The organism is Stenotrophomonas sp. WZN-1 (genome assembly GCF_002192255.1).
GTDB lineage: Bacteria > Pseudomonadota > Gammaproteobacteria > Xanthomonadales > Xanthomonadaceae > Stenotrophomonas.
In genome coordinates, this window is sequence record NZ_CP021768.1 from 3,284,084 (window position 1) to 3,310,511 (window position 26,428).

Annotated in this window: 21 protein-coding genes and 1 riboswitch; of the genes, 11 read left to right on the forward strand and 10 right to left on the reverse strand. The window is 66.7% G+C overall.

Annotated features, from left to right (window positions below; genetic code table 11):
- Positions 1-283: 283 nt before the first annotated feature.
- The 3 genes from CCR98_RS15510 (at position 284) to CCR98_RS15520 (ending at position 2,643) form a co-directional block, all read left to right on the forward strand.
- Positions 284-1,147 carry a pirin family protein gene (locus CCR98_RS15510; RefSeq protein ID WP_049427674.1) on the forward strand — a complete coding sequence of 288 codons (864 nt, stop codon included), beginning with the start codon at positions 284-286 and terminating at the stop codon, positions 1,145-1,147.
- Between the two features lie 121 nt (positions 1,148-1,268).
- Positions 1,269-1,988 (forward strand): aquaporin Z, encoded by a 720-nt coding sequence (aqpZ, locus tag CCR98_RS15515; RefSeq protein ID WP_087923296.1) that lies wholly within the window; start codon positions 1,269-1,271, stop codon positions 1,986-1,988.
- 196 nt (positions 1,989-2,184) lie between these two features.
- A complete protein-coding gene (locus tag CCR98_RS15520) occupies positions 2,185-2,643 on the forward strand; it encodes a hypothetical protein (protein ID WP_087923297.1) in 459 nt (152 codons plus the stop codon).
- Positions 2,644-2,762: 119 nt separating this feature from the next.
- On the opposite strand, the gene CCR98_RS15525 is transcribed toward CCR98_RS15520, so the two are convergent.
- Positions 2,763-3,614 (reverse strand): pirin family protein, encoded by an 852-nt coding sequence (locus CCR98_RS15525; RefSeq protein WP_087923298.1) that lies wholly within the window; start codon positions 3,612-3,614, stop codon positions 2,763-2,765.
- Between the two features lie 215 nt (positions 3,615-3,829).
- On the opposite strand from CCR98_RS15525, the gene CCR98_RS15535 reads away from it, so the two are divergent.
- Entirely contained in the window at positions 3,830-5,911 is a 2,082-nt protein-coding gene (locus CCR98_RS15535; protein WP_087923300.1) for a carbon starvation CstA family protein, read from the forward strand.
- Complete coding sequence (locus tag CCR98_RS15540; RefSeq protein WP_005410613.1) at positions 5,911-6,135, forward strand: CstA-like transporter-associated (seleno)protein; 225 nt, start codon at positions 5,911-5,913, stop codon at positions 6,133-6,135. Before CCR98_RS15535 ends, CCR98_RS15540 begins: the two co-directional genes overlap by 1 nt.
- Before the next feature lie 408 nt (positions 6,136-6,543).
- Here the strand turns inward: CCR98_RS15540 and CCR98_RS15545 are convergent, their stop codons facing one another.
- Entirely contained in the window at positions 6,544-7,794 is a 1,251-nt protein-coding gene (locus tag CCR98_RS15545; RefSeq protein WP_087923301.1) for a DUF819 family protein, read from the reverse strand.
- Between the two features lie 136 nt (positions 7,795-7,930).
- Here CCR98_RS15545 and CCR98_RS15550 point away from each other — a divergent pair, with 136 nt between their 5' ends.
- The gene (locus CCR98_RS15550; RefSeq protein ID WP_087923302.1) at positions 7,931-8,320 is read left to right on the forward strand and encodes a VOC family protein; all 390 of its coding nucleotides are present in this window, start codon (positions 7,931-7,933) and stop codon (positions 8,318-8,320) included.
- Between the two features lie 86 nt (positions 8,321-8,406).
- Here the strand turns inward: CCR98_RS15550 and CCR98_RS15555 are convergent, their stop codons facing one another.
- Together CCR98_RS15555 and CCR98_RS15560 are read right to left on the reverse strand one after the other, a co-directional pair.
- A complete protein-coding gene (locus CCR98_RS15555; protein ID WP_087923303.1) occupies positions 8,407-9,693 on the reverse strand; it encodes a HAMP domain-containing sensor histidine kinase in 1,287 nt (428 codons plus the stop codon).
- Positions 9,680-10,393, reverse strand: a complete 714-nt coding sequence (locus tag CCR98_RS15560; RefSeq protein ID WP_087923304.1) for a response regulator transcription factor — start codon at positions 10,391-10,393, stop codon at positions 9,680-9,682. The genes CCR98_RS15555 and CCR98_RS15560 overlap by 14 nt, the downstream gene beginning before the upstream one ends.
- Positions 10,394-10,524: 131 nt before the next feature.
- Here CCR98_RS15560 and CCR98_RS15565 point away from each other — a divergent pair, with 131 nt between their 5' ends.
- The 4 genes from CCR98_RS15565 to CCR98_RS15580 all read left to right on the forward strand — a co-directional run bounded on the left by CCR98_RS15565 (position 10,525) and on the right by CCR98_RS15580 (position 17,321).
- The gene (locus CCR98_RS15565) at positions 10,525-12,228 is read left to right on the forward strand and encodes a glycosyltransferase family 39 protein (protein WP_087923305.1); all 1,704 of its coding nucleotides are present in this window, start codon (positions 10,525-10,527) and stop codon (positions 12,226-12,228) included.
- Positions 12,229-12,339: 111 nt separating this feature from the next.
- Positions 12,340-13,107 (forward strand): phosphatase PAP2 family protein, encoded by a 768-nt coding sequence (locus tag CCR98_RS15570; protein WP_087923306.1) that lies wholly within the window; start codon positions 12,340-12,342, stop codon positions 13,105-13,107.
- Positions 13,104-14,753: a phosphoethanolamine--lipid A transferase gene (locus CCR98_RS15575; protein WP_087923307.1), complete on the forward strand. Its 1,650-nt coding sequence runs from the start codon at positions 13,104-13,106 to the stop codon at positions 14,751-14,753. The genes CCR98_RS15570 and CCR98_RS15575 overlap by 4 nt, the downstream gene beginning before the upstream one ends.
- A gap of 603 nt (positions 14,754-15,356) precedes the next feature.
- On the forward strand, positions 15,357-17,321 hold the full coding sequence (locus CCR98_RS15580; protein ID WP_087923308.1) for a M2 family metallopeptidase: 1,965 nt from the start codon (positions 15,357-15,359) through the stop codon (positions 17,319-17,321).
- 118 nt (positions 17,322-17,439) lie between these two features.
- Here the strand turns inward: CCR98_RS15580 and CCR98_RS15585 are convergent, their stop codons facing one another.
- The 3 genes from CCR98_RS15585 to CCR98_RS15595 all read right to left on the reverse strand — a co-directional run bounded on the left by CCR98_RS15585 (position 17,440) and on the right by CCR98_RS15595 (position 20,165).
- Entirely contained in the window at positions 17,440-17,832 is a 393-nt protein-coding gene (locus CCR98_RS15585) for a hypothetical protein (protein WP_008265644.1), read from the reverse strand.
- 68 nt (positions 17,833-17,900) lie between these two features.
- Positions 17,901-18,797, reverse strand: a complete 897-nt coding sequence (locus CCR98_RS15590) for a siderophore-interacting protein (protein WP_087923309.1) — start codon at positions 18,795-18,797, stop codon at positions 17,901-17,903.
- A 141-nt stretch (positions 18,798-18,938) separates the two neighbouring features.
- Positions 18,939-20,165 (reverse strand): multidrug effflux MFS transporter, encoded by a 1,227-nt coding sequence (locus tag CCR98_RS15595; protein ID WP_087924211.1) that lies wholly within the window; start codon positions 20,163-20,165, stop codon positions 18,939-18,941.
- 300 nt (positions 20,166-20,465) lie between these two features.
- Positions 20,466-20,568: riboswitch (glycine riboswitch) on the forward strand.
- Positions 20,569-20,630: 62 nt separating this feature from the next.
- Between CCR98_RS15595 and gcvP the strand changes: the two genes are divergently transcribed.
- Positions 20,631-23,498, forward strand: a complete 2,868-nt coding sequence (gene gcvP, locus CCR98_RS15600) for an aminomethyl-transferring glycine dehydrogenase (protein WP_087923310.1) — start codon at positions 20,631-20,633, stop codon at positions 23,496-23,498.
- 92 nt (positions 23,499-23,590) lie between these two features.
- On the opposite strand, the gene CCR98_RS15605 is transcribed toward gcvP, so the two are convergent.
- The 3 genes from CCR98_RS15605 to CCR98_RS15615 all read right to left on the reverse strand — a co-directional run bounded on the left by CCR98_RS15605 (position 23,591) and on the right by CCR98_RS15615 (position 26,318).
- Positions 23,591-24,001 carry a VOC family protein gene (locus CCR98_RS15605; RefSeq protein WP_005418291.1) on the reverse strand — a complete coding sequence of 137 codons (411 nt, stop codon included), beginning with the start codon at positions 23,999-24,001 and terminating at the stop codon, positions 23,591-23,593.
- A 144-nt stretch (positions 24,002-24,145) separates the two neighbouring features.
- The gene (locus CCR98_RS15610) at positions 24,146-25,513 is read right to left on the reverse strand and encodes an amino acid permease (protein ID WP_087923311.1); all 1,368 of its coding nucleotides are present in this window, start codon (positions 25,511-25,513) and stop codon (positions 24,146-24,148) included.
- Positions 25,514-25,595: 82 nt separating this feature from the next.
- Positions 25,596-26,318, reverse strand: a complete 723-nt coding sequence (locus CCR98_RS15615; RefSeq protein ID WP_032127825.1) for an AraC family transcriptional regulator — start codon at positions 26,316-26,318, stop codon at positions 25,596-25,598.
- Between the last annotated feature and the right edge of the window lie 110 nt (positions 26,319-26,428).

The window sequence follows — 26,428 nt, forward strand, 5'->3', positions numbered from 1 at the left end:
TTTTTTCTTCTCCGTGGCTGGACAGCACACGGAAACTGTCAGAGGCCGGGCGGGTGGGTTGCGCAGGACCGTTGGCGCCATGGACGGGTTTACGGCGTGTCCTGCGCAATCCACCCGCCCGGCCAAGCGCTGCTTTTGCTTTTGCTTTTGCCTTCAGCGACCAACCCACAGCCACGAGGGGCTGCGCCGTTGGCTGGAACAACCTGTTACCCATACGGGGCATGTCCCCGTCACAGCCGCATGCGATGCTGATCACCTGATCCCTGCCAGCGAGAACGCCCGCATGACCACCATCATCGCCCCGCGCGTGCACGACATCGGCGGCCTCGAAGTCCGTCGCGCCGTCCCTACCCTGCAGGCGCGCAGCATCGGCTCGTTCGTGTTCGTCGACCAGATGGGCCCGGCACTCATGCACCCCGGCACGGCCATCGACGTGCGCCCGCATCCGCATATCGGCCTGGCCACCGTCACCTACCTGTGGTCGGGCGCCATCGGCCACCGCGACACGCTGGGCTCGGACCAGGTGATCCGCCCCGGCGACGTCAACTGGATGACCGCTGGCCGCGGCATCGCCCATTCCGAGCGCACGCCGCAACCGGACCGCGACCACGACAACCCGATCCATGGCATGCAGACCTGGGTCGCACTGCCGAAGTCGCATGAGGAAATCGAGCCGGCGTTCTACCACCATGCCGCCGCCACCCTGCCCGAGCAGCGCCGCAATGGGGCCTGGCTGCGCGTGATCGCCGGCCGTGCCTATGGCGAGGAATCGCCGGTGAAGGTGTTCGCCGACACGCTCAACGTGGCGATCGATCTCGACCCGGATGCAGAGATCGATATCGACGACGGCCACCGCGAGCGCGCGTTGTACATCCTTGAAGGCGAGGCGCAGCTCGATGGCGTGGACATTCCCGCGCAGCACCTGGTGATCCCCGAAGCCGGTGCACGAGGGCGCCTGCGCGCGAAGACGCCGGTCAAGGCGATGCTGTTCGGTGGCGAGCCGTTGGATGGCCCGCGCCATCTGTGGTGGAACTTCGTGTCCAGCTCGAAGGAGCGTATCGAGCAGGCCAAGCACGACTGGGAGGCCGGCCGCTTCGGCACCATTCCGGGCGACGACAAGGAGTTCATTCCCCTGCCCCAGTACTGAACATCGCGTGTTGCACACATCCGAAGGTGTATCCCTGCACCCGGCGTTGACGCTACAGTCACCCGCTGATCACTGAAATGTGACATAAATCACACTTTAGACCGTCAAAGGAGTGCAACACATGAGCATGGGTAAACGCTTGTCCGCCGAGTTCCTCGGCACGTTCTGGCTGGTTCTGGGTGGCTGTGGCAGTGCGGTGCTGGCCGCCAAGTTCGGTGGTGACGGCAATCCGCTGGGTATCGGATTCCTCGGCGTGGCCCTGGCCTTCGGCCTGACCGTGGTGACCGGCGCCTATGCGTTCGGTCATATCTCCGGCGCGCACTTCAATCCGGCGGTCAGCGTCGGCCTGTGGGCCGGTGGTCGTTTCCCGGCCAAGGACCTGGTGCCGTACATCATCGCCCAGGTCGCCGGCGGCCTGTTGGCCGGTTTCATCCTGCTGCAGATTGCCTCCGGCGCCAGTGGCTTCGCCATCGATGGCAGCCAGGCCGGTGCGTTCGCCAGCAACGGCTACGGCGCACTGTCGCCCGGTGGTTACAGCGTGGCAGCGGCCTTCCTGTGCGAAGTGGTGCTGACGGCGGTGTTCCTGATCGTGATCATGGGGGCCACCCACGGCAAGGCACCGGCCGGTTTCGCCCCGCTGGCGATCGGCCTGTCACTGACCCTGATCCACCTGATCAGCATTCCGGTCACCAACACCTCGGTGAACCCGGCCCGCTCTACCGCCGTCGCGTTCTTCGCCGGCAGTGGCGCGGTCAGCCAGCTGTGGCTGTTCTGGGTCGCCCCGCTGCTGGGCGGCGCGATCGGCGGCATCATCTACAAGTGGATCGGCAGCGACCGCTGATCCACGCGGCACCATTGCGGCCGACGCTCGGCCGCAATGGTTACTTCTGTAACCGCGAATTGTGCGATTGCTCACGTTCCGTTAAGGTTGAGTTGACCACCCGTGCACATGCCGGATGGGGCGGCATCCGGGGATGGGATGCCATGGCCGCCGGCCCTGCTGGCGGAGCCAAACAACTCATCACCTTGGGGGATGCATGAAGTTCGTGCCTGTCATGTTGTCGAGCCTGCTGTTCGCCGCGGCCCAGGCCGCCGCGCAGGCGCCGTCCGAATGTCCTTCGCTGCCCGCCAGCAGTGGCCTGCAGTGGCAGCAGCAGGTGCAGGCCGATTTCCTGGTCTGCCGCGCCAGCACCACGGATGGCCGCGAAGTGCTGAGCCTGATGCTCAGCGCGCGTGATCCCGCCATTCCGCTGAGCCGCTCGCTGCGCCAGGAAAAAGGCAGTTTCGGCGGTGAATCGCTGTACTGGTACCAGCCCGACCTGGGCGGCCAGCAACCGCCGGGGTATGCCGAACGGCGCATCAGCGTGGTCAAGATCGACAAAGGGCGTTACGCGCAGATTTCGCTGTATCCGGACAGCCCGCAGGAACTGGGCTCACTGCAACAACTGGCGCAGGGCATGAGCCTGACCCCGTCAGCCGTGGCCGCCGGGCGCTGACGGTGATGGGGATGACTGCCTGGCAGCATCCCCGCAGGAACCGACGCGCGGGACGTCCGCCGGGCATCGCCCGGCGGTGTTACCGGTACCTTTCGCCGGGCATGGCCCGGCGCTACCCGTCAGAACCTGCCTTCCTGGAAATCGACGAAGGCCTGCATCAGTTCCTGCCGCGTGTTCATCACGAACGGGCCGTGGCGCATCACCGGCTCACGCAGCGGACGGCCTGCTACAAGGATCAGCCGCGCGCCTTCGCTGCCGGCCGAAACATGCAGCTGTTCGCCGCCGCCCAGCACCGCCAGTTCCTGGCGCGCGACATCGCGGGCAGCGTCCTGCTCACCTACCGTCAACGCTCCTTCGAAGACATAGGCGAAAGCGTTGTGGCCTTCCGGCAACGTATAGGTCCAGGCCCGGTCGGGCGCCAGCGTGATGTCCAGATAGAGCGGCTCGGTGGCGGGCTGCACGATCGGGCCGCGGGTGCCGCCGACCGTGCCGGCGATCACTTTCACTTCCACGCCGGCGTCCGGTTTCACCACGGGAATGCGCTCGGGCGCGAACTCCTGGTACTTCGGCTCGGTCATCTTCTCCTTCGCCGGCAGGTTCACCCACAGCTGGAAACCGCGCATCTGCCCGCTTTCCTGCTCGGGCATCTCCGAGTGCACCAGGCCACGGCCAGCGGTCATCCACTGCACGCTGCCCGGGGTCAGCAGGCCTTCGTTGCCGTGGTTGTCGCGATGCCGCATGCGCCCGTCGAGCATGTAGGTGACGGTCTCGAAACCGCGATGCGGATGCTCCGGGAAGCCTGCGATGTAGTCCTCGGCGCGGTCGGTACCGAATTCATCGAGCAGCAGGAACGGATCCAGGTCGGGCAGCGCGGGGCCGCCGATGACGCGGGTCAGGCGCACGCCGGCACCGTCGGAGGTGGGCATGCCACGGATGGTCCGCAGCACGCGGACCGGCTCGGGGAAGCTCATGGCGACTCCTGTTGGATGGATGCCACTGAAGATGGACGCCACATGGCCGTACGCCAATGGATGGCTCCGCAACCGATTGTTCCATCCCTGATGTTGGCTGCACGTCAGCGCAACCGCCGTACGACCAAAGTACTACCGCAGATTCGTCCTGTGCCAATTGACCCTGTCGTGGGCAAGCAGGACTCTTTGACTGTCTTTCCGGGAGAGAGCACCTCATGAAAGGGTTTTCCAAACTGGGCTGGGCGGTACTCGCTCTGCTCGGCGCGTTCTGTCTGGGCACCGTGGCGCTGCGCCGCGGCGAACACATCAATGCCCTGTGGATCGTCGTCGCGGCGGTTTCGCTGTATCTGGTCGCCTACCGCTTCTACAGCCTGTTCATCGCCAACAAGGTGATGCAGCTGGATCCGACCCGGGCCACCCCGGCGGTGATCAACAACGATGGCCTGGACTACGTGCCGACCAACAAGCACGTGCTGTTCGGCCACCACTTCGCCGCCATTGCCGGTGCCGGTCCGCTGGTCGGCCCGGTGCTGGCCGCACAGATGGGTTACCTGCCTGGCCTGTTGTGGCTGGTGGTGGGCGTGGTCCTGGCCGGCGCGGTGCAGGACTTCATGGTCCTGTTCCTGTCCAGCCGCCGCAACGGCCGCTCGCTGGGTGACCTGGTCCGCGAGGAGATGGGCCAGGTGCCCGGCACCATCGCGTTGTTCGGTGCATTCCTGATCATGATCATCATCCTGGCAGTGCTGGCGATGGTGGTGGTCAAGGCGCTGGCCGAAAGCCCGTGGGGCATGTTCACGGTGATCGCGACGATGCCCATCGCGATCCTGATGGGCGTGTACATGCGCTACATCCGCCCCGGCAAGATCGGCGAGATTTCAGTGGTTGGCCTGATCCTGCTGCTGGCCGCGATCTGGTACGGCGGCAAGGTCGCCGCCGACCCGGTGTGGGGCCCGGCGTTCACCTTCACCGGCACCCAGATCACCTGGATGCTGATCGGCTACGGCTTCGTCGCCTCGGTGCTGCCGGTGTGGCTGCTGCTGGCTCCGCGCGATTACCTGTCGACCTTCCTCAAGATCGGCACCATCATCGCGCTGGCCATCGGCATCCTGGTGGTGATGCCGGAACTGAAGATGCCGGCGCTGACCCAGTTCGCCGCCAGCGGTGATGGCCCGGTGTGGAAGGGCGGCATGTTCCCGTTCCTGTTCATCACCATCGCCTGCGGTGCGGTCTCCGGTTTCCATGCACTGATCTCCTCCGGCACCACGCCGAAGCTGCTGGCCAATGAAGCGCATATGCGTTACATCGGCTACGGCGGCATGCTGATGGAATCGTTCGTGGCGGTGATGGCACTGGTGGCGGCCTCGATCATCGATCCGGGCATCTACTTCGCGATGAACAGCCCGGCGGCGGTGATCGGTGCCGATGCAGCCTCGGCAGCGCACTACATCACCAACACCTGGGGCTTCACCATCACCCCCGAGCAGCTGACCGCGACCGCGGGCGCCATCGGTGAACCCACCATCCTGCACCGCGCCGGTGGTGCGCCGACACTGGCAGTGGGCATCGCGCAGATCCTGCACCAGGCGATACCGAGCAGCAGCGACGCGATGATGGCGTTCTGGTACCACTTCGCGATCCTGTTCGAAGCCTTGTTCATCCTGACCGCGGTGGACGCCGGTACCCGCGCCGGGCGCTTCATGCTGCAGGACCTGCTGGGCAACTTCGTGCCGGCCCTGAAGAAGACCGAATCGTGGACCGCCAACATCATCGGTACCGCCGGCTGCGTAGCGCTGTGGGGCTACCTGCTGTACACCGGCGTGGTCGATCCGTTCGGCGGCATCCAGACGCTGTGGCCGCTGTTCGGCATCTCCAACCAGATGCTGGCCGGCATCGCGCTGATGCTGGGCACGGTGGTGCTGTTCAAGATGAAGCGTGACCGCTATGCCTGGGTCACCGCGGTACCAGCGGTGTGGCTGCTGATCTGCACCACCTACGCTGGCTTCATCAAGATCTTCGACAGCAACCCGGCACAGGGCTTCCTGGCGCAGGCGCACAAGTTCCAGGCTGCGCTCGCCAGCGATACGATCACTGCACCGGCCAAGTCGGTGGCGCAGATGAAGCAGATCGTGGTCAACGCCTACGTCAACACCGGCCTGACCGCGCTGTTCCTGCTGGTGGTGGGCGCGGTGCTCGTGTATTCGATCAAGACCATCCTGGCGGCACGCCGCAATCCGCAGCGTACCGACCGCGAGACCCCGTACGTGGCGCTGAAGCCGCATGAAATGGTGGATCTGTGATGAGCACGCAACTGGTTCCCGCCGGCCAGTACCAGGCGCACCGCCGTATCTGGCGGCGCCTGGTGCAGACCGCACGACTGTGCTGTGGCATTCCTGATTACGACAACTACGTCCGGCACATGCTGGAAAAGCACCCGGACCAGGAGCCGATGGACTACAAGACGTTCTTCCGCGAGCGCCAGGAAGCGCGTTACGGCGGGCGCAACGGCGGCCGCTGCTGTTGAGCAGTGAGGTGGGTGCCGGGCTTGCAGCCCGGCACCCGCAGAGGCAACTGCAACTGCAACGGCGAAAGCGGCGGCTCTGGTTTTCCGTGAATTTGGCGGGGACGCCGTAAACCCGTCCTTGGGGGCTTGGCCGCGGCATCCATGCCGCGGACACCCCGCCATCCGACACCACCCCACCTTCGACAGATTTCCGGTGACGGCAAGAAGCATCAGGGGGCAGATCCGTTTCCGCGGGGAAACGGATCTGCCCTTTCTTTGTTCATGGATACCCATGAAGTGCATCCACGCATGACGTGGATCTATCTGGTGGCAGGCAAAAAGAAAGCCGAGCGTGGGCTCGGCTCTGCACGGGGAGAGCGTGTCCACGGCAATTGCCGTGAACACGCAACATGATCGTCAGCTCAGGACTCAGGCCCCGGCCATCCACTTCAGCATCAGGCCGGTGACATACGCCAGCCCGGTGCCGGTGGCATAACCGACCGTGCCCAGCAGCACACCCACCGGGGCCAGCGTCGGGTGGAAGGCTGCGGCCACCACCGGCGCCGACGCCGCAGCGCCGATGTTGCCCTGCGAACCGATCGCGAAGAAGAACAGCGGCGCGCGCAGCAGCTTGGCCACCACCCACAGCACCAGCACGTGCGTGGCCATCCAGATCGCGCCGAGCAGGAACAGCCACGGCCGATCCAGCAGCGACAGCAGGTTCATCTGCATGCCGATGCAGGCGATCAGGAAATACAGGAACACCGTGCCCAGCCGCGAAGCGCCGGCCGCTTCCAGCCGGCGCGCACGGGTGAAGCTCAGGCCCAGGCCCATCGCCGTGGACAGCAGGATCACCCAGACGAACTGGCTGTCCAGGTTGAACTGGCTGGCCCAGCTGACATTGGCCTTGAACCAGCCCGCCAGCGGCGCGGCGATGGCATGGGCCAGGCCGACGCCGCCCAGTGCCACGCCAACGATCACCATCAGGTCGGTCATGCTGGGAATGCGCGCGTTCTGTGCCTCGTAGGCACTGATGCGTGCCTTCATCTCGTCGATGGCACGGGTATCGGCACCGTTGCGGGTGTCGATCTGCTGCGCGCGGTTGGCCAGGAACAGCAGGATCGCCATCCACAGGCTGGCGCAGGCCACGTCGACCACCGCGAACTGGCCGAAGGTGGTGGCATCGGTGCCGAACACTTCGCGCATGGCGACCATGTTGGCGCCGCCGCCGATCCAGCTGCCGGCCAGCGCGGCCATCCCTGCCCAGGTGTCACCGGCCACGGTTTCCGGATGGATCAGCTTCATCAGCTGGAACGACACGATGGCGCCGAGCATGATGCCGGCGGTACCGGCGCAGAACACCAGCAGCAGCTTCGGGCCGAGCTTGATGACGCCCTTCAGGTCGATCGAAAGTGTCAGCAGGACCAGCGCGGCCGGCAGCAGCACGTCGCGCGCGACCGGGTTGTACAGCGAGGTGTTGTGTCCATCGATGACACCGGCGGTGTTGTAGATGGCGGGGATGAAATAGCACAGCAGCAGTGCCGGCACCCAGGCGAAGATCTTCTTCAACAACGGGGTCGGACCACTGGCAGCCCAGAAGATCAGGGCCAGGGTGGCGGCAATCAGGCCCAGTCCAACGATGTCGTTGCTGATCAGGGCAGTAGCGGGTTCGGTCGGCATGGGATCCTCTGTCGATCGAAAGAGCGGAGAAAAAAAAGCGCCGCTTAAAGCGGCGCGGATCGAGATTAACATTGTCTTCACGCCGGGTCATGCTGCAGTGCCGACTACGGCCACATTCCCCTCAGGGAGCCCACCCATGCAGCTTGGCGCCTTTTCGGTCAGCCTCTCGGTGAAGGATCTCGCGGTCTCCCGCGCGTTCTACGAAGCGCTGGGCTTCTCGGTCACCGGTGGCGATCCCACGCAGAACTGGCTGGTGATGCGTAGCAACGGCACGGTGATCGGGCTGTTCCAGGGCATGTTCGAGGGCAACCTGCTGACCTTCAACCCCGGCTGGGACCAGCACAAGCAGGAACTTCCCCATTTCCAGGACGTGCGTGAGCTGCAGGCCGAGCTGGATGCCAAGGGCATCGAACTGGCAGTGCGGACCGATCCCGATGGCCAGGGTACCGGCTACCTGCAGCTGGCCGATCCCGACGGCAACGTGATCCTGATCGACCAGCACGTGGCGCGACCGAACGGGCGGTAATGCGAACAGCCATTGCGTGGGTAGGCGTCGACCTTGGTCGACGGGCAGCATGCCAACCAAAGTTGGCATCTACCAGGACGGCCGGCTCAGGCCGGGCGCGAGGCACTGAAATCGAGCGTGACACGCGTTCCGCGCGGCTCGCAGGGCTGCAGCTGCAGGGTCCAGCCCAGGTGCTCGCACAACCGCGCGATCAGGTCCAGGCCGATGCCGCCGCCACGATCGGCGCGCTCGCCGCGGGCCATGCGCGCGTGGATGGCCGCGATCTCCTCCGGGCTCATGCCATGCCCCGGGTCCTGCAGCGTCAGTACCGCCAACGAATCCAGCTGCAGCTCGATATGGCCGCGGCCGCTGTTCTCGATGGCATTGCGCAGCAGGTTGCCGATCGCCGCCTGCACCACCGCCAGCGGCGCAACGATATCCACCGGCGCCGCCTGGATGCCGATGCTCAGGTCCTTGTCACCGAGCAGGTGGCGATGGTCGTCGACGATCTCCGGCAGCAGCTGGTCCAGGGCGATGCGCTCGGCACGCGCGGCCAGGCGCGCCGGATCACGCGCCAGTACCAGCAGCAGCTCGATCAGCTGCTCCACGCTCTGCGCCGTGCGCAGCACCCGCTGCATCTGCTGGCGGGCACGTTCTGTCAGGCCTGGTTGTTCCAGTGCCAACTCGGCGGCACCGGTCATCACCGCGATTGGCGTGCGCAGTTCGTGGCTGGCGGTGCTGATGAAGACCCGTTCGCGCTCGACGAACTGCTCATTGCGGTCGAGGTAGTCGTTCAGCGCATCGGCAATGGTGTGCAGCTCGGAACTGCCACGCGGGTCGACGTCGATGCGCTGGCCCTGTACGCCCGGCCGCAGGGCGCCGATGTGCTGTGCCAGCAGGCTCAAGGGGCGCACCATGCGCTCCATGCCGAAAGACGCCATCAACACGGTGACGAAGATCATGATCACCCCGGCCAGCATCACCCAGCGCGTGGCGAACTGTTCCAGGTCATGGAAATCGGAGATGTCCAGCGCCAGTGCTACCCGTCCCATCGACTGGGTTTCACGCACCATCACCGCCGTCTCGCGGCCCTTGACCATCACTCCGTCATGCAACCCCGGATGCAGGGAACGCAGGCTCTCCGGCAGATTGACCGCGTCAAAGCGGTACAGGCTCAGCGTGTCCGAGTCCTGCCAGCGATAGTGAGGTTCGTGCTCGACATGCTCGACGATGCTGTCCAGTTCGGAATTGAGCAGCGCGCGCCACGCAGCGTGCTCGGCGTGTTCGTGCACGTAGTTGCCGACACTGAACACGGCAATCGACAGCAGGGCCAGGTAGCCCAGCAACCACCACACCACCCGCCGGTACAGCGGTCCCGGCTTACGCGCCCTCATCAGCATTCCTGCCGGCGTCGGCACCGTCCATCACCGCCAACCGATAGCCCACCCGCGGCAGCGTATGGATCAGCTTCTCGGCGAACGGTCCATCCACACTGCGGCGCAGCTCGTAGACATGCGAACGCAGCAGGTCGCCATCGGGTGGCTCGTCGCCCCACAGGGCGAATTCCAGCTGCTGGCGCGTGACCGCGCCCGGGCTGGCCCGCATCAGCACTTCAAGCAGCTTGCGGCAGGCCGGGTACAGATGCAGCACCTGGTTGCCGCGCTGCGCCTCCAGGGTCGCCAGGTCCAGCACGAGGTCGCCAACCTGCAGGCGCTTGCGCGGATTTCGGCCCTGCGCACGCAGCAGCAGCGCCTCCAGCCGCACCTCCAGCTCGGGAAGGGCGAACGGCTTGGTCAGGTAGTCGTCGGCGCCGGCGCGGAAGCCGGCGATCTTGTCCGGCAGCTCGTCGCGCGCGGTCAGCATGATCACCGGCACCTCCGAGGCGTGCTCGGCGCGCAGGCGGCGCAGCACCTCCGGCCCCTCCATGCGCGGCAGCATCCAGTCCAGGATCACCGCATCGTAGGGGTGGCTGCCGGCCAGGTGCAGGCCGGTGATGCCATCCGGGGCCACGTCGAGCACGTGCCCGCGCGACTCGAAATAGTCGAACAGGTTGGCCACCAGCTGGCGGTTGTCCTCGATCACCAACAGACGCATGCACGAAAGATCCACGGAAGTTCGTACCATGGTAGCGCCGACCATGTCGGAATGCGGTCGCCGCGCACCCGCTCCGACGCCTTTCCTACCCCTGCCACGTCAGAGTGGCCGTTTTGCTCCCGGAGCCTGCCGTGCCCGTAGCCCTGCCCCGCCGTTGGCGCCTGCCCCTGTTGTGGTTGCTGATCATCGCTGCACTGGCAGCGGGTATCGGCCTTCGGCAGCCACAGCCGCCGGACGAGCCGCGCTTCGTGCTGGCGGCCCGCACCATGGTCGAAAGCGGGCAATGGCTGCTGCCACACCGTGGCGGCGAGCTGTACGCCGAGAAGCCGCCGGTATTCATGTGGCTGCAGGCGGCCGCCTACGAGATCGTCGGCAGCTGGCAATGGTCGTTCCTGCTGCCGTCGTTGCTCGGCGCCCTGCTCAGCCTGTGGCTGGTGTCGGATCTGGCACGGCGGCTGTGGTCGCCGCGGCATTCCCTGTACGCCCTGGCGGCGCTGTTCTGCACCCTGCAGTTCGGGCTGATGGCCAAGCGTGCGCAGATCGACATGGTGCTGGTGGGGATGACCACCGTGGCCCTGTGGGGATTGATGCGCCACCTGTGCGAGCGCCGCAACCTGCCCGCGCTGTGGCTGGCCGGTTTCGCCGCTGGCCTCGGCACGGTGACCAAGGGTGTGGGTTTCCTGCCGCTGCTGATGGTGCTGCCCTGGTTCGGCTGGTGGCTGTACCAGCGTCGCCGCGGGCGCAGCGTGGACGGTCCGCACCCGGCAACGCTGCTGTGGCTGATCCCGGCCTTCCTGCTGGGCGTGGCGGTGTGGCTTGCGCCGCTGGGCTGGGCATTGCTGCATGAGCCCAGCGCGTCCCTGCAGTCCTATGCCCACGAACTGCTGTTCAAGCAGACCGGCACCCGCTATGCCAACGCCTGGCACCACCGCCAGCCGGTCTGGTACTACCTGCAGGTGATCCTGACCTTGTGGCTGCCGGGCAGCCTGTTGTTGCCGATGCTGTTCAAACCCTGGTGGCGCCGCATCCGCCGTGGCGACCGCCGGCAGTGGCTGTTGCTGGGCTGGGCGCTGCTGGTGCTGGTGTTCTTCAGTGCCAGCCCCGGCAAGCGCGAGGTCTATGTGCTGCCGATGCTGCCGGCGATGGCGCTGGCGGTGGCCCCGCTGTTGCCGGGCCTGCTGCGCCGGCTCTGCGTGCGGCGCTACCTGTTCGGCTACAGCCTGGTGCTGATGCTGGCCACCGGGGTGCTGGGCGTGATGCTGATGACCGAGCATCCGTGGGCCGTGGCGCAGCTGGAACGGCGGGCGATGCCCGGTTCGCTGCTGCCGGTGCTGGGGGATGGCCTGCTGACGTTTGCCATTGCCTTGGCCACGTTGATCGTGTGGCTGCGGGTGCGCGGAGCCGCAACGCTGGTGCTGCTGACCCACGGCATGCTGTGGATGCTCTACGGCCTGGTGCTGATCCCGGCGCTGGATCCATACGCATCGGCGTCGGCGGTGATGCGCCGGGTGGGTGCGCGGATCGGCCCGGATGCGGAGCTGGCACTGGTCGCCTGGCGCGAACAGAACCTGCTGCAGGCAGATCGACCGGTGCGCGAGTTCGGCTTCAAGCGCCCGTGGGCCGAGCAGTGGCATGATGCCGGCCCGTGGCTGGCCGAGGCACCGGGCAAGCGCTGGCTGCTGGTGCTGGACGATGCGATGAGCCCCTGCGTGGACCCGGCCAAGGTGATCGACATCGGCATCGCCAACAGGAATCGTTGGCAACTGCTTCCCGGTACGGCCTGGGACCCGCAATGCCACGCCGAACGGGCCGGCTCGACCGCTGAAGAAGATTGAACGTAGGCACGCGCCGGGGACTCATTAACCCGGCGCGAACGAGCGTCCGACCCTTCTCCGACATCCAGGTGACGAGCATGGCCGCGGATTCCCGAACCGCCCCTTCCCAGCATGCCCGTTCGTCCCCTTGATGCGGTATCGCCGCTTGCGACATCGCCACTGGCGTCAAAATTTGCCGTAACTCACCTTTGGTTGCCTGTCGCAATCGGACTACCCGTGTTTACGCTGCTGATGGGTTTCGGCGGCGACCAGTGGGTGGCCGATCACCTGTTCCGCCTTGAGGGCGGCCATTGGGCGCTGCAGGACGCCTGGGCCACCCGCACGGTGGTGCACAAGGCAGGCAAATGGCTGAGCACGGCAGCGGCGCTGGTGGCGATCCTGCTGTGCTTCCACCACTGGCGCAAGGGGTGCGATCGCACCCTGCGTTGGGCGTTGCTTTATGTCGTAATTGCCATTGCGCTGGGCACCGGCGTGATCTCCCTGCTGAAGTCGCTGGTGCCGATGGAATGCCCCTGGGACCTGCTGCGCTACGGCGGCCACCAGCCGTTCATCGGGCTGTTCACGGCGCGCCCCGCAGGCATGGCCGCGCAGGCCTGCTTCCCGGCGGGCCACGCCAGCGCGGGCTATGCGTGGTTGTCCCTGTACTTTTTTGCCCTGCTGTGGCGCCCTTCATGGCGCTGGACCGGGTTGTGGATCGGTCTTGGCACCGGCCTGGTGTTCGGCATCAGCCAGCAGCTCCGGGGCGCGCACTTCCTTTCGCATGACGTCGCCACTGCACTGATATGTTGGCTGCTTTCGCTGGGCCTGTACCTGATCGTCAAACGCGTCCTGATCCGCCGTCAGCTGGACCGTCCCCACCGCCAGGAGGCAAACGCATGAGTGCATCGGTCCAACGCCCCGCCCGCCTTCCCGCGTTGGCGAACCTTCGCCGCTGGCGGCCGCAGCTGTCCACCGAAGCACTGATCGCACTGACCAGCCTGTTCTTCGCGGTGGCCGGCAACGGCCTGTTCTGGCACAGCGCCATGGCCAGCCATCCGGGCAGCCTGCGCTACGCGCTCTCGCTGCTGCTGTTGCTGCTGGGTGCGCACGGCGTGCTGCTGGGCCTTCTGGTCTGGCGCTGGAACGCCAGGGTGGTGATCAGCCTGTTGCTGCTGGTGACCGCATTCGCTGCGCATTACATGAGCCGTTACCACATCTACCTGGATGCGGACATGCTGCGCAACGTGCTGGCGACCGACCCCAAGGAAAGCCGCGAGCTGATGACCGTGTCACTGCTGTGGCCAGTCCTTCTGCTGGCGGTGCTGCCGATGATCGTGCTGTGGCGTGTGCAGCTGCGTCGCCGCAGCTGGGGCCGCAGCCTGCTGTGGCGGCTGGGCTTCCTGGTGGTGGCGGCGGTGACTGCTGTCGGCGGCGCGTTGATCTCGTTCCAGGATGTCTCGGCACTGATGCGCAACCAGCGCGAAGTGCGCTACCTCGCGACACCGGCCAATGTGCTGCTGGGCATGCCGCGTGCACTGCGCGGTGACAACCCGGTGCAGCGTGCGCCGAAGCTGCCGATCGGTACCGATGCCAAGGCCACCCCGCGCGCGCCGGCCAGCAAGCCACGCCTGCTGGTGATCGTCATGGGCGAGACCGTGCGCGCGCAGAACTGGGGGCTCAACGGTGGCCGCAACACCACCCCGGAGCTGGCGCAGGCCAGCGTGATCAATTTCCCGGACATGCACTCGTGCGGCACCAGCACCGAGGTTTCGCTACCGTGCCTGTTCTCGCCCTGGGGGCGCCACGACTACGACGAAAAGAAGATCCGCGCACACCAGTCGCTGCTGCACGTGCTGAACCGCGCCGGCATCGCGCCGTTGTGGCGCGACAACCAGTCCGGCTGCAAGGGCGTGTGCGAGGGCCTGGACTTCCAGTCGCTGTCCGACGCCACCACGCCGGGCCTGTGCGCCGATGGCCGCTGCATGGACGAGATCCTGCTGCAGGACCTCGCCACCCAGGTGCGGGCCAGGCCCGGCGACCGGGTGGTGGTGCTGCACCAGCTGGGCAACCACGGCCCGGCCTATTTCGAGCGCTATCCGCCCGCGTTCCGCCGTTTCACCCCGACCTGCGATACCCGTGACATCGGCCGTTGCTCGCGCGAAGAGATCACCAACAGCTACGACAATGCCGTGCTGTACACCGATCACTTCCTGACCAAGACGATCGGCACGCTGCAGGGCATGCAGGACTACGACACGGCGATGATCTACCTGTCCGACCACGGCGAGTCGCTGGGCGAGAAGGGCCTGTTCCTGCATGGCGTGCCCTACGCCATCGCCCCGGCCGAGCAGACCCGGGTACCGATGACGATGTGGTTCTCGCCGGGCTTTGCCAGCAGCCGCGGGCTGGACCTGCAGTGCGTGCGCAAGCGTTCGGCAGCCTACACCGACCATGACAACCTGTTCCCGTCGGTGCTGGGCCTGATGCAGGTGAAGACCTCGCTGTACGAGCGCGACCGCGACGTGTTCGCCAGCTGCGAAGGTTGAGGGTTGTTCGGCAGGGCTTGCAGCCCTGCACCTGCAGAGGCAACTGCAACTGCAACCGCAAGGGCCGAAGCAACAGCAACAGCGTGCGTTCCGTGGGATGGCGGGGTGGGTCCGGTGGCGGGAGACGCCGTAAACCCCTCCCTGGGGGCTTGGCCGCGGCATCCATGCCGCGGACACTCCCGCCACCGGACCCACCCCGCCTTCGACAGTTTTCCGCGATCTGTTGGAATGACCTTGGGGTCAGATCCGTTTTCCTCCGGAAAACGGATCTGACCCCATTTTGATTATCGATATCTGACAGATGTGTCGACCAAGGTCGACACCCACCAACAGCCACCGCGATCTGTCAGAGGTGGGGCGGTATCGGAGTGCGGGGTGTCAGCCGCATGGATGCGGCTGCCAAGCCTACAGGGACGTACTTGCGGCGTCCCCGCAGTCCGACACCGCCCCGCCACCCCACGGAATCCTCGCTTTTGAAGTTGACGTTGCCCTTGCTTGAAAGCCTCTGCGGGTGCCGGGCGCCGCCCGGCCGACTTCCGCCACTTGCGGTAGCAGCGACTGCCCACTAGCCTTCGGCCGTCGTTCACCACCCAAGGACCGCCCGTGAAACACCGTCATCTCCTGCTGGCCTCGGCAATCGCCGCCGCCACGCTGGCCCTGGCCGCCTGCAAGAAGGAAGCTGCCCCAGGTACCGATACCGCCAGCAGCAGCGCCCCGGCCGGCGAAACCGCCGATCAGTTCGTGGCCCGCATCAATGCCGAGTTCAAGGCCGCCTACCCGGAGATGACCTCGGCGCAGTGGCTGTCCTCCACCTACATCAACAGTGACTCGGAACGCATTGCGGCCAAGGCCAACGAGCGTTCGCTGACCCAGCTCAACAGCTGGATCGAACAGGCCGCCACGTTCGACGGCAAGCCGATGAGCGAGGACAGCAAGCGCGCGATCCACCTGCTGAAGCTGATGTCGTCGATGCCGGCACCGCGTGACCCGGCCAAGCTGGCCGAGCTGACCCAGATCGCCACCCGCATGGAAGGCAGCTACGGCGCCGGCAAGTACTGCACCGATGCCAACGATCCGAACTCCTGCCGCCAGCTGGGCGAGCTGGAGCAGGTGCTGGCACGCAGCCGCGATTACGACAAGCAGCTCGACGCCTGGCAGGGCTGGCACAGCACCACCAAGAGCATGCGCGGCGACTACCAGAAGTTCGTCGGCCTGGTGAATGAAGGCGCCAAGGGCATGGGCTTCACCGATGCCGGCCAGATGTGGCGCAGCGGCTATGACATGCCGCCGGAACAGATCGGCCCGGAAACCGATCGCCTGTGGGAACAGGTCAAGCCGATGTACGAGCAGCTGCACTGCTACGCACGCGGCAAGCTGGACAAAACCTACGGCAAGGACAAGGCCGAAGTGGGCAACGGCCTGATCGCCGCGCACCTGCTGGGCAACATGTGGCAGCAGGACTGGTCGAACCTGTGGGACCAGCTGGAACCGTACCCGGGTGCCGGCAGCCTGGACATCACCGCGGCGCTTGAGAAGCAGTACCAGACCAACCTGAGCGCCGCGCTGGCCAAGGCCGGCAAGGACGCCAACGTGGCCGCGCAGTACAAGGCGCAGCGCGAGGCCGAACTGCGTACCGCCAGGCAGATGACCGAACGCGCGCAGGACTTCTATGTGTCGCTGGGCATGCCGTCGCTGCCGCAGTCGTACTGGGAACGCACCCAGTTCATCAAGCCCGACGACCGCGACGTGGTCTGCCACGCCAGCGCCTGGGACATGAACATGGAAGGCGATGTGCGCACCAAGATGTGCATCAAGCCGAACGAAGAGAACTTCACCACCATCTACCACGAGCTGGGCCACATCTATTACGACCTGGCCTACAACCCGCTGCCGCCGCTGTTCCAGGGCGGTGCCAACGATGGCTTCCATGAAGCGATCGGCGACACCATCGTGCTGGCGATGACGCCCAAGTACCTCAGCTCGATCGGCCTGGTCGACGCACCGACCGAGAGCCGCGAGGCGGTCATCAACAACCAGATGCGCATGGCGCTGTCGGGCGTATCGTTCCTGCCGTTCGGGCTGATGATCGACCGCTGGCGCTGGGGCGTGTTCGATGGCTCGATCACCGCCGACAACTACAACAAGGCGTGGTGGGACCTGAAGGCCAAGTACCAGGGCGTGGCGCCGGCAAGCACCCGTGGCGAAGAATTCTTCGACCCGGGCGCGAAGTACCACGTGCCGGGCAACACTCCGTACACGCGCTACTTCCTGGCACGCATCCTGCAGTTCCAGTTCTACAAGGGCCTGTGCGACGCGGCCGGCTACAAGGGCCCGCTGCATGAGTGCACCTTCTACGGCAACAAGGAAGCCGGCCAGAAGTACTGGGCGATGCTGAGCAAGGGTGCCAGCCAGCCGTGGCAGGCCACGCTGAAGGAGCTGACCGGCACCGACAAGCTCGATGCCGGCCCGATGATCGAGTACTTCACCCCGGTCAACGAGTGGTTGAAGCAGCAGAACGAAGGCCAGATGTGCGGCTGGCAGGCCAGCGCGGCACCGGCGGCGAAATGAAAAAGGGGCGGATCCGCGAGGATCCGCCCCTTTCTGGTAGTGCCGGCCGCTGGCCGGCAACTGCGCGACGAAGACCCAACGGGCAGCCGGCCAGCGGCCGGCTCTACCGAAACGCCTGTCAGCTGTTCTTCTTCGCGGCCATCGCCGCGGCCAGCTCGGCCTTGAACTCCTCGAAAGTCTGGCCCTTTTCCTTCGCTTCGGCCTGTGCGGCATCGCGCAGCGCATCGGAGTACATCAGGCGCACCGGCGTGCCGTTGCGCTCGTGCAGTTCACCGGCCTGCATGATCAGCGCCAGCACCTGCGCAGCGCTCTCGCTGTGGCCAGCGATGCGGCCGTCCATGCCCAGCACCCATTCGCCGTCGCGGCGCACGACACCGGCCAGCAGGGTGCGCTGCGCGTCGCGCAGTTCGGCATGCGGCTCCACCGGCGAGGCCTGGGCAGCAGCCTTGTTGGCGGCCTGCTTTTCCTGGCGACGGCGCTGGTCGCGGCGGGTCTTGGAGCTGGTGGACATGGTGCGGTACCGCTGCGAGGGGGGCGCAAGGATAGCGCACCCCGCCCGCAGCGCTGCTTCACGTCGCCTCAGTCCAGCACTTTGCCGTGCCGCCAGTAACCCATGAAGGTGATCGCACGGCGGTCCAACCCGCAATCGCGCACCAGGTGGCGGCGGATCGCCATCACCGCCCCCGCCTCGCCCGCCACCCAGGCATACAGCGGCCCCGCCACGCGGGTATCGGCCTGCTCCCAGAGGATCTGCGCATCGACGTCGATCTCCTCCAGCGCGTCGCCGGCAGCCACACCCGAGGCCGCAGCCAACCTTGCCTGGACTGCCTGCAGCAAGGGCTGCCCGTACGCCGCCTGCCCGCGCGGCAACCAGACCAGCTCGGCCGTGGCCGGCGCCTTGAGCGGAACCGCGTCACCGGCCTGCGCCACTTCCAGCAGGGCCAGCGTGCGCGGCGGATCCACCATGGCCGCCAGTTCCTCGAGAATGCCGGCCACTGCCGGCAGCGCGGTCTCGTCAGCCACCAGCAGCACCTGGCCAACGCCGGCCGGCGGCTTCCATTCCCAGCCCTCGCTGCTGTCGGCGCAGTCGGCATCCGGGGCCAGCAGCACCACGCGGTCGCCCGGCCGGGCATGCATGGCCCAGCGCGAAGCGGGGCCGGTCACGCCGTGGATGACGAAATCGACATCGACCTCGCCCTGCTCGGCGCGCAGCTGGCGGATCGTGTAGGTGCGCATCGGCGGGCGCTGATCGTCCGGCAGGGCCCGGTAGCGCGGGTACCAGTCCTCGCCGCTGGGGACCTGCGGCACCTCCTGGCCGGGCAAGGGGAAGAACACCTTGATGCGCTGGTCCGGGCCTTCGGACTTCATCCGTGCCACGTCGGCACCGGTGAACACCATGCGGTCCAGGGAGGGGGAAAGGACGCGGCGCTCCTTCAGCGCCACCTCGAACAGGCGGTAGGTCTGCTGCGCAGCCATGGGGGTACCTCATGCAACGACAGTGGATCGGCTGGCTGTCGTGCACCTGTGCACCGGCTGGCTGGAGTACCCAGCCTAGTCCGGTGGTTTCCCGTCGCAAGTGCTGCGGGCGTCACGGCCCGCCCTACCCCTGCACGCTGCTCAATGGCCCGTGCAGGCCGCCTGCGCCGCGCGTTCGCGCCGGTGTTCCCAGTACCAGAACACGAAGCCGGCGCCGAAGAACGCCGCCTGGCCCAGCGCCAGGTGCAGCGGGCTGGCGCTGAGCAGCGGTGACACCACGCCGGCCACCACGGTGCTGATCATCAGCTGCACGAAGGCCTGCAGCGACGAGGCCAGGCCGCGCTGGTGCGGGTACATGTCCAGCACCGCCAGCGCCAGGATCGGGAAGATCAGCGCCATGCCCATGCCGCCCAGGAAGATCGGCATCACCGCCCACGGCAGGGCGAACTGTGGCGCCAGGCCGACATAGCCGATGTTCAGCAGCACCGACAGCGCGCACAGGGCGAAACCGATGGAGACCTGTCGCGTGGGGCTGCTGTGCCCGGCCATGCGCCCGGACAGGAACGAGCCGGTGGTCATGCCGCCGATGGTGGGGATGAACAGCCAGGCGAAGCCGCCCTCGCCCAGGTGCAGGTGCTGCATCACGAACACCGGCGCCGAGGAGATGTACAGGAACACGCCACCGAAGCCGATGCTGCCGGCCAACGCAAGGCGCAGGAAACGCGGATTGAAGCCGATGCCCACGTAGTTGCGCATCAGCACGCGCGGTGACAACGGCACGCGCGCCTCGACCGGATGGGTTTCCGGCAGGTAGCGCGCGGTGGCCGCCAGCAGCACCAGCGCGAACACCACCAGGAACCAGAAGATCAGCGGCCAGCCGGCGCCGCTGAGCAGGATCCAGCCACCGATGATCGGTGCGATCGCCGGGGCGATGCCGAACAGCATCGACACCTGGCTCATCAGCCGCTGTGCATCGTGGCCGTGGTACAGGTCGCGGATCACCGCACGGCCGACAATCATGCCGACGCCTGCGGACAGACCCTGCAGCGCGCGGAACGCCAGCAGCGTGGTCAGGTCGGTGGACAGCGCACAGCCGACCGAGGCACCGACGAACACCACCAGGCCGCCGAGGATCACCCGCTTGCGGCCCCAGGCATCGGACAGCGGGCCGTGTGCCAGGCTCATCAGGCCGTAGAACAGCAGGTACACGCTGATGGTCTGCTGCACCGCCACCTCGTCCACCGCCAGGCGCTGGGCCAGCTGCGGGAACGCCGGGAAGATGGTGTCGATCGAGAACGGACCGAACATGGCCAGGCCGGCGAGCAGCAGGGCCATGCGGCGGGTGGAGGGAGCAACAGCGGCGGTCATGGGGAAGGCGTCCGGCAGGGCCATGCGTTGCACGCACGGCGGGCGCCGGTCCCCCTGCAGCAGGGACGGCGCCAGATGAATTCGGGTATCCCGCCATCATAGGTGGGGATTGCGCCCGATGCCATGCAGCGGTGCACAAAACGCACGACCGGGCCATCGGCCATTCAGGCGCAGCGGCCGGGCCCGGAGGCGGCTGGCGCGCCCGCAACGGGCTATAATCGGCGGGCAACACGGTGGGAGAAGCGGAACACCGCTGCCGAAGGCGCAACGCCCGTAATCGCTCAGGCCCGATACCACCCGTAACACAACTCTGGAGAGACCGGTTCGATCCGGCGCCGAAGGGGCACGAAGCCGCGGTTTTCCGCGCTTCCAAACTCTCAGGCAAAAGGACAGAGGGGCGCCCCGCAGACCGCCGACCGGCGGCTTGTGCCCGTGCGTGTGCCCTTTCCTGACGGATCCTTCGCCATGTCCCAGAACACCCCTTCCCTGCGTGAGCTCGAGCACCACAATGCGTTCGTCGAGCGCCACATCGGCCCCAACGATGCCGAGATCGCGCAGATGCTCGACGTCGTCGGCCACGCATCGCTGGATGCGATGTCCGATGCCATCGTACCGGCCAAGATCAAGTCGCCGGCGCCGCTGGCACTGCCTGAATCGATGACCGAAGTGCAGGCACTGGCGAAGATCCGTGCGATCGCCGACAAGAACACCGTGCTGCGCAGCTTCATCGGCCAGGGCTACTACGGTACCCACACGCCGAACGTGATCCTGCGCAATATCCTGGAAAACCCGGCCTGGTACACCGCCTACACCCCGTACCAGGCGGAAATCTCGCAGGGCCGCATGGAAGCGCTGATCAACTTCCAGACCCTGTGCGCCGACCTCACCGGCATGGAAATCGCCAACGCCTCGCTGCTGGACGAAGCCACCGCCGCTGCCGAAGCGATGACCCTGGCCAAGCGTTCGGCCAAGTCGAAGTCGGACACCTTCTTCGTGCACGACGCCGTGCACCCGCAGACCCTGGAACTGCTGCGCACGCGCGCCGAACCGATGGGCATCGTGCTGCGCGTGGGCACCCCGGCCGAAGCACTGGAAGCGGAAGCCTTCGGCCTGCTGCTGCAGTACCCGGACACCTTCGGCCAGGTCGGCGACTACAAGGCGCTGGTCGATGCCGTGCACGCGCGCGGCGGCCTGGTGGCCGTGGCCACCGACCTGCTGGCACTGACCCTGCTGGCCGCCCCGGGCGAATGGGGCGCGGACATCGTGGTCGGCAACAGCCAGCGATTCGGCGTGCCATTCGGCTTCGGCGGCCCGCACGCCGCGTTCATGGCCTGCCGTGACGCCTACAAGCGCTCGATGCCGGGCCGCCTGATCGGCGTCTCGGTCGATGCGCAGGGCAACCCGGCCTACCGCCTGACCCTGCAGACCCGCGAGCAGCACATCCGCCGCGAGAAGGCCACCTCCAACATCTGTACCGCACAGGTGCTGCTGGCGGTGATGGCCTCGATGTATGCCGTCTACCACGGCCCGGAAGGCCTGACCCGCATCGCCCGCCGCACCCACCGCCTGGCCTCGATCCTGGCCGCGGCGCTGCGCAAGGCCGGCGTGCAGGTCGGTAGTGACTTCTTCGACACCCTGCATGTCACCGGCGTGCATGCCGATGAGATCCACGCCAAGGCCCGCGCTGCGGGTTACAACCTGCGCGCGATCGACAGCGACTCGGTCGGCATCAGCCTGGACGAGACCGCCACCCGCGCCGACGTGGTCGCGCTGGCCGCCGTGTTCGGTGCGCAGGCCGACGTCGACGCGCTGGATGCCAGCACCGCCGATGCGCTGCCGGCCGGCCTGCTGCGCCAGTCCGCGTTCCTGACCCACCCGGTGTTCAACACCCACCACAGCGAGCACGAACTGCTGCGCTACCTGCGCTCGCTGGCCGACAAGGACCTGGCGATGGACCGCACGATGATCCCGCTGGGCTCGTGCACCATGAAGCTCAACGCCACCGCCGAGATGATCCCGGTGACCTGGCCGGAGTTCTCGCAGATCCACCCGCTGGTGCCGGCCGACCAGGCGCTGGGCTACAAGGAACTGATCGACACGCTGGAAGCGATGCTGGTCGAATGCACCGGCTATGACGCGGTCAGCCTGCAGCCGAACTCCGGCGCGCAGGGCGAGTACGCCGGCCTGCTGGCGATCCGCGCCTACCACCGCTCGCGCGGCGAAGACCACCGCGACATCTGCCTGATCCCGGACTCGGCGCACGGCACCAACCCGGCCTCGGCGCAGATGTGCGGCATGAAGGTGGTGGTGACCAAGACCGATGCCAACGGCAACGTCGACGTCGAGGACATCCGCCTCAACGCCGAGAAGTACAGCGACCGCCTGGCCGCGATCATGATGACCTACCCGTCCACGCACGGCGTGTTCGAGGAAGAGGTGGTGGAGATCTGCGAGATCATCCACAAGCACGGCGGCCAGGTGTACACCGACGGTGCCAACATGAACGCCCTGGTCGGCGTGGCCAAGCCGGGCAAGTGGGGGTCGGATGTTTCGCACCTGAACCTGCACAAGACCTTCTGCATCCCGCACGGCGGTGGCGGCCCGGGCGTCGGCCCGTGCGCGGTCAAGGAGCACCTGGCCCCGTTCCTGCCCGGCAAGCTGGGTGACAACGGCCCGGTCGGCATGGTCAGCGCGGCCAGCTTCGGCAGCGCCTCGATCCTGCCGATCAGCTGGATGTACATCGCGATGATGGGCCGCGACGGCCTGCGCAAGGCCACCCAGGTCGCGCAGCTCAACGCCAACTACATCGCCAAGCGCCTGGCCCCGCACTTCAAGACCCTGTACACCGGCCGCAACGGCCTGGTGGCGCACGAGTGCATCCTCGACGTGCGCCCGCTGGAAAAGACCAGCGGCATCGGCGCCGAGGACGTGGCCAAGCGCCTGATCGACTTCGGCTTCCACGCCCCGACCCTGAGCTTCCCGGTGGCCGGCACGCTGATGGTGGAGCCGACCGAGAGCGAATCGCTGCACGAACTGGATCGCTTCATCAACGCGATGATCCAGATCCGCGAGGAAATCACTGCGATCGAAGACGGCCGCCTGGACCGCGAGGACAACCCGCTGAAGAACGCGCCGCACACTGCCACCGCAGTGACCGCCAGCGAGTGGACCCACGCCTACCCGCGCGAACTGGCCGCTTTCCCGCTGGCCAGCCTGAAGCAGAGCAAGTACTGGCCGCCGGTGGCGCGCGTGGACAACGTGTACGGCGACAAGAACGTGATGTGCGCCTGCATCCCGGTCGATGCCTACAAGGATGATGAAGTCGAGGCGTGATTCCTCCCTGCATCGGTAAAGAAAACGGCCCGCGCAAGCGGGCCGTTTTCATAAGGACGTGTGGACCAGGGGCCACACCCACATACTTCCGATCACGGATCCGGCATCTGCCCCAGGCTCAACTGCCACGACACGCCGAAGCGGTCCTGCACCCAGCCATAGCGGTTGCTGAAATCGTAATCGCCCACCGGCATCAGCCAATGGCCGCCCTCGCCCAGCACGCGTGCGGCTCGTTCGAACTGCTCGGCGCCGGAACACTCGACGAACAGCGAGATCGACGGCGAGAAGGTGAAGTCGTGCACGTCCAGGCTGTCGAAGCACAGGTAGTGGGTGCCACCGAGCAGGAAAATGGCCTGGCGCACCTGCCCGGGCACGCCGGCGCCGGCGCCCTCGGGGTGGCGTTGCAGGGCCAGCAGGCGGAAATCGGCAAAGGCTTCGGCGTACAGGGCCAGCGCGGCCTCGGCCTGGCCGGTGAACATCAGGAAGGGACGGCTGCGCAGCATGCGGTGCTCCTGTTCGACGGGCCGATGACGGCCCACGCGATCAGGATGGCACGGCGGATGTATGCCTGCTGTAGAGCCGAGCCCGCGCTCGGCTGGCGGCCACGCGAACAGCAGCCGACCGTGGGGTCGGCTCTACAACAGCAATCAGGCCTCGCGCATGCGCCGCGCGATGGCGCTGCTGGCGGCGATCGTGGCGGTCAACGCCACCATCGACAGGAACTGCAGCCGGGTATGCGCTTCACTCAGCAGCAGGCCGAAGATCAGCGCCAGGATCGCCAGTGCACAGCAGGTCAGCCACGGGAAGCCGGCCATGCGGAACGGCAGGCGGGTGCCCAGGCGATCCGCGCGCCGGCGCAGCACCAGCTGCGAGACCAGCGACAGCGTCCACACCAGCAGGCAGGTGGAACCGACGATGTTCAGCAGCACCGGCAGCACCCGGTCCGGGAACAGCAGTTCCATCACCGTGGCGGCAAAGCCGAACAGCACGCTGGCCAGCACGGCGATCACCGGCACCTGGCGCGGGTCGGTCCAGCCGAGCACAGCCGGCGCTTCGCGGCGCTGCGCCAGCGAATACATCATGCGCGAGGCGCCATAGAGGTTGGCATTGAGCGCCGACAGCAGCGCAATCACGGCGATCAGGGTGATCGCAGTACCGGCGCCCGGGATGCGGGCGATGTCCAGCACGGCGGCGAACGGCGACTTCAGCGCCTCGCTGGTCCACGGCACCACGGCGATGATCACGCTCAGCGAGCCGATGTAGAACACCAGGATGCGCCAGGCCACGGTGCGGATGGCACGGGCGATGCTGCGCTCGGGATCTTCGGTTTCGGCCGCTGCCACGGCCACGATCTCGGTGCCACCGAAGGCAAAAACGACAACCAGCAGCGCCGCACCGATCCCGGCCAGGCCCTTCGGTGCGAAGCCACCATGCTCGGTGAAGTTGCTCAGGCCCGGCGAGGTCACCTGCGGCAGCCAGCCCATCAGCAGCGCCACGCCAATGGCGATGAAGGCCAGGATCGCCGCCACCTTGAGGATGGCGAACCAGAATTCGAACTCGCCGAAGTTCTTCACTCCGAGCAGGTTGATCGCGGTGAAGAACAGCATGAAGGCCAATGCCGCCATCGGTACCGGTATCGCCGGCCAGACCGTGGCCAGCAGCCCCGCTGCGCCCACTGCTTCAGCGGCGATCACGATCACCAGCTGCACCCACCACAGCCAGCCCACGGTGGCACCGGCGGTAGCGCCCATGGCGTCGGCTGCATACACCGAGAACGCGCCGCTGGTGGGCTTGGCCGCCGCCATCTCACCCAGCGCGTTCATCACGATGATCACCAGCGCGCCAGCCACCAGGTACGACACCAGCACCGCCGGACCGGCCGCCTGCACACCCACGCCCGAGCCGAGGAACAGGCCGGCGCCGATGGCGCTGCCCAGGCCCATCATGATCAGCTGGCGGGGCTTGAGCGAATGTCCGAGGCGGGACGGCGAAGCGGTCGGAATCGAGTTGGGCATCGGCGGGGCTGGCGGCGGGCTACAGGGGCGACACCTTACCCTGTCCCGTGCCCACGGGGATAGGCACAGCGCAGCAGGCGGCTCAGGCCAGCGCCGGCTCGCCGACGTTCCCACCGATACGGGCGCGGTAGGCGCGCGGCGAGAAACCGGTTTCAGCCTTGAACTTGCGGGTAAAGGCGCTCTGGTCGCTGAAACCACAGGCCTGGCCGATGCAGGCGATGCTGTCGTCGCCATGCAGCAGATGCATGGCCATCTGGATCCGCAGCCGGGTCAGCACCTGCTGCGGGGTCATCTGGAACACCTTGCGGAAGCTGCGCTCCAGCTTCGACAGCGAGAAACCGGTGATGTCCAGCAGGGTCTGCATGCGCACGTTCTCGGCGTAGTGCGCGTTGAGGTGGGCCAGCGCCAGCCGCAGCTGCTCGTACTGGGTGCCGAGGCTGTCCTTCTGGCCGAGGTCGCGGGAAATGCCGATCAGGCCCTCGATGGCTCCATCGACCACCAGCGGGCGCTTGCAGGTCAGGCACCAGCCCGGTTCGCGGTTGGCGAACAGGTGCAGCTCCATCAGGTTCTCGATCACTTCGCCGGACAGCACGCGGGCGTCCTGGTCGACGTAGTCCGCACTGAGGCCGGTCGGGTAGATCTCGGCCGCGGTGCGCCCGATCACGTCCTTGCGCGCGCGCAGGCCCAGCCGTCGCAGCATGGTCTGGTTGACGTGGGTGTAACGCCCCTGAAGGTCCTTGATGAAGAACAGCACATCCGGGATGGCGTCGAATAGGGCTTCGATGTCGGCGGGCTCGACTCGCATGGGGCAAGCATACCCGAGCCTGCTTTTGCCTGTACGTTCACCTTTGCCGGACCTGGGTTTAACGGGTCCGGTTCCAGTGTCGTGGTTCTCTTTGATGATCCGGAGCCACC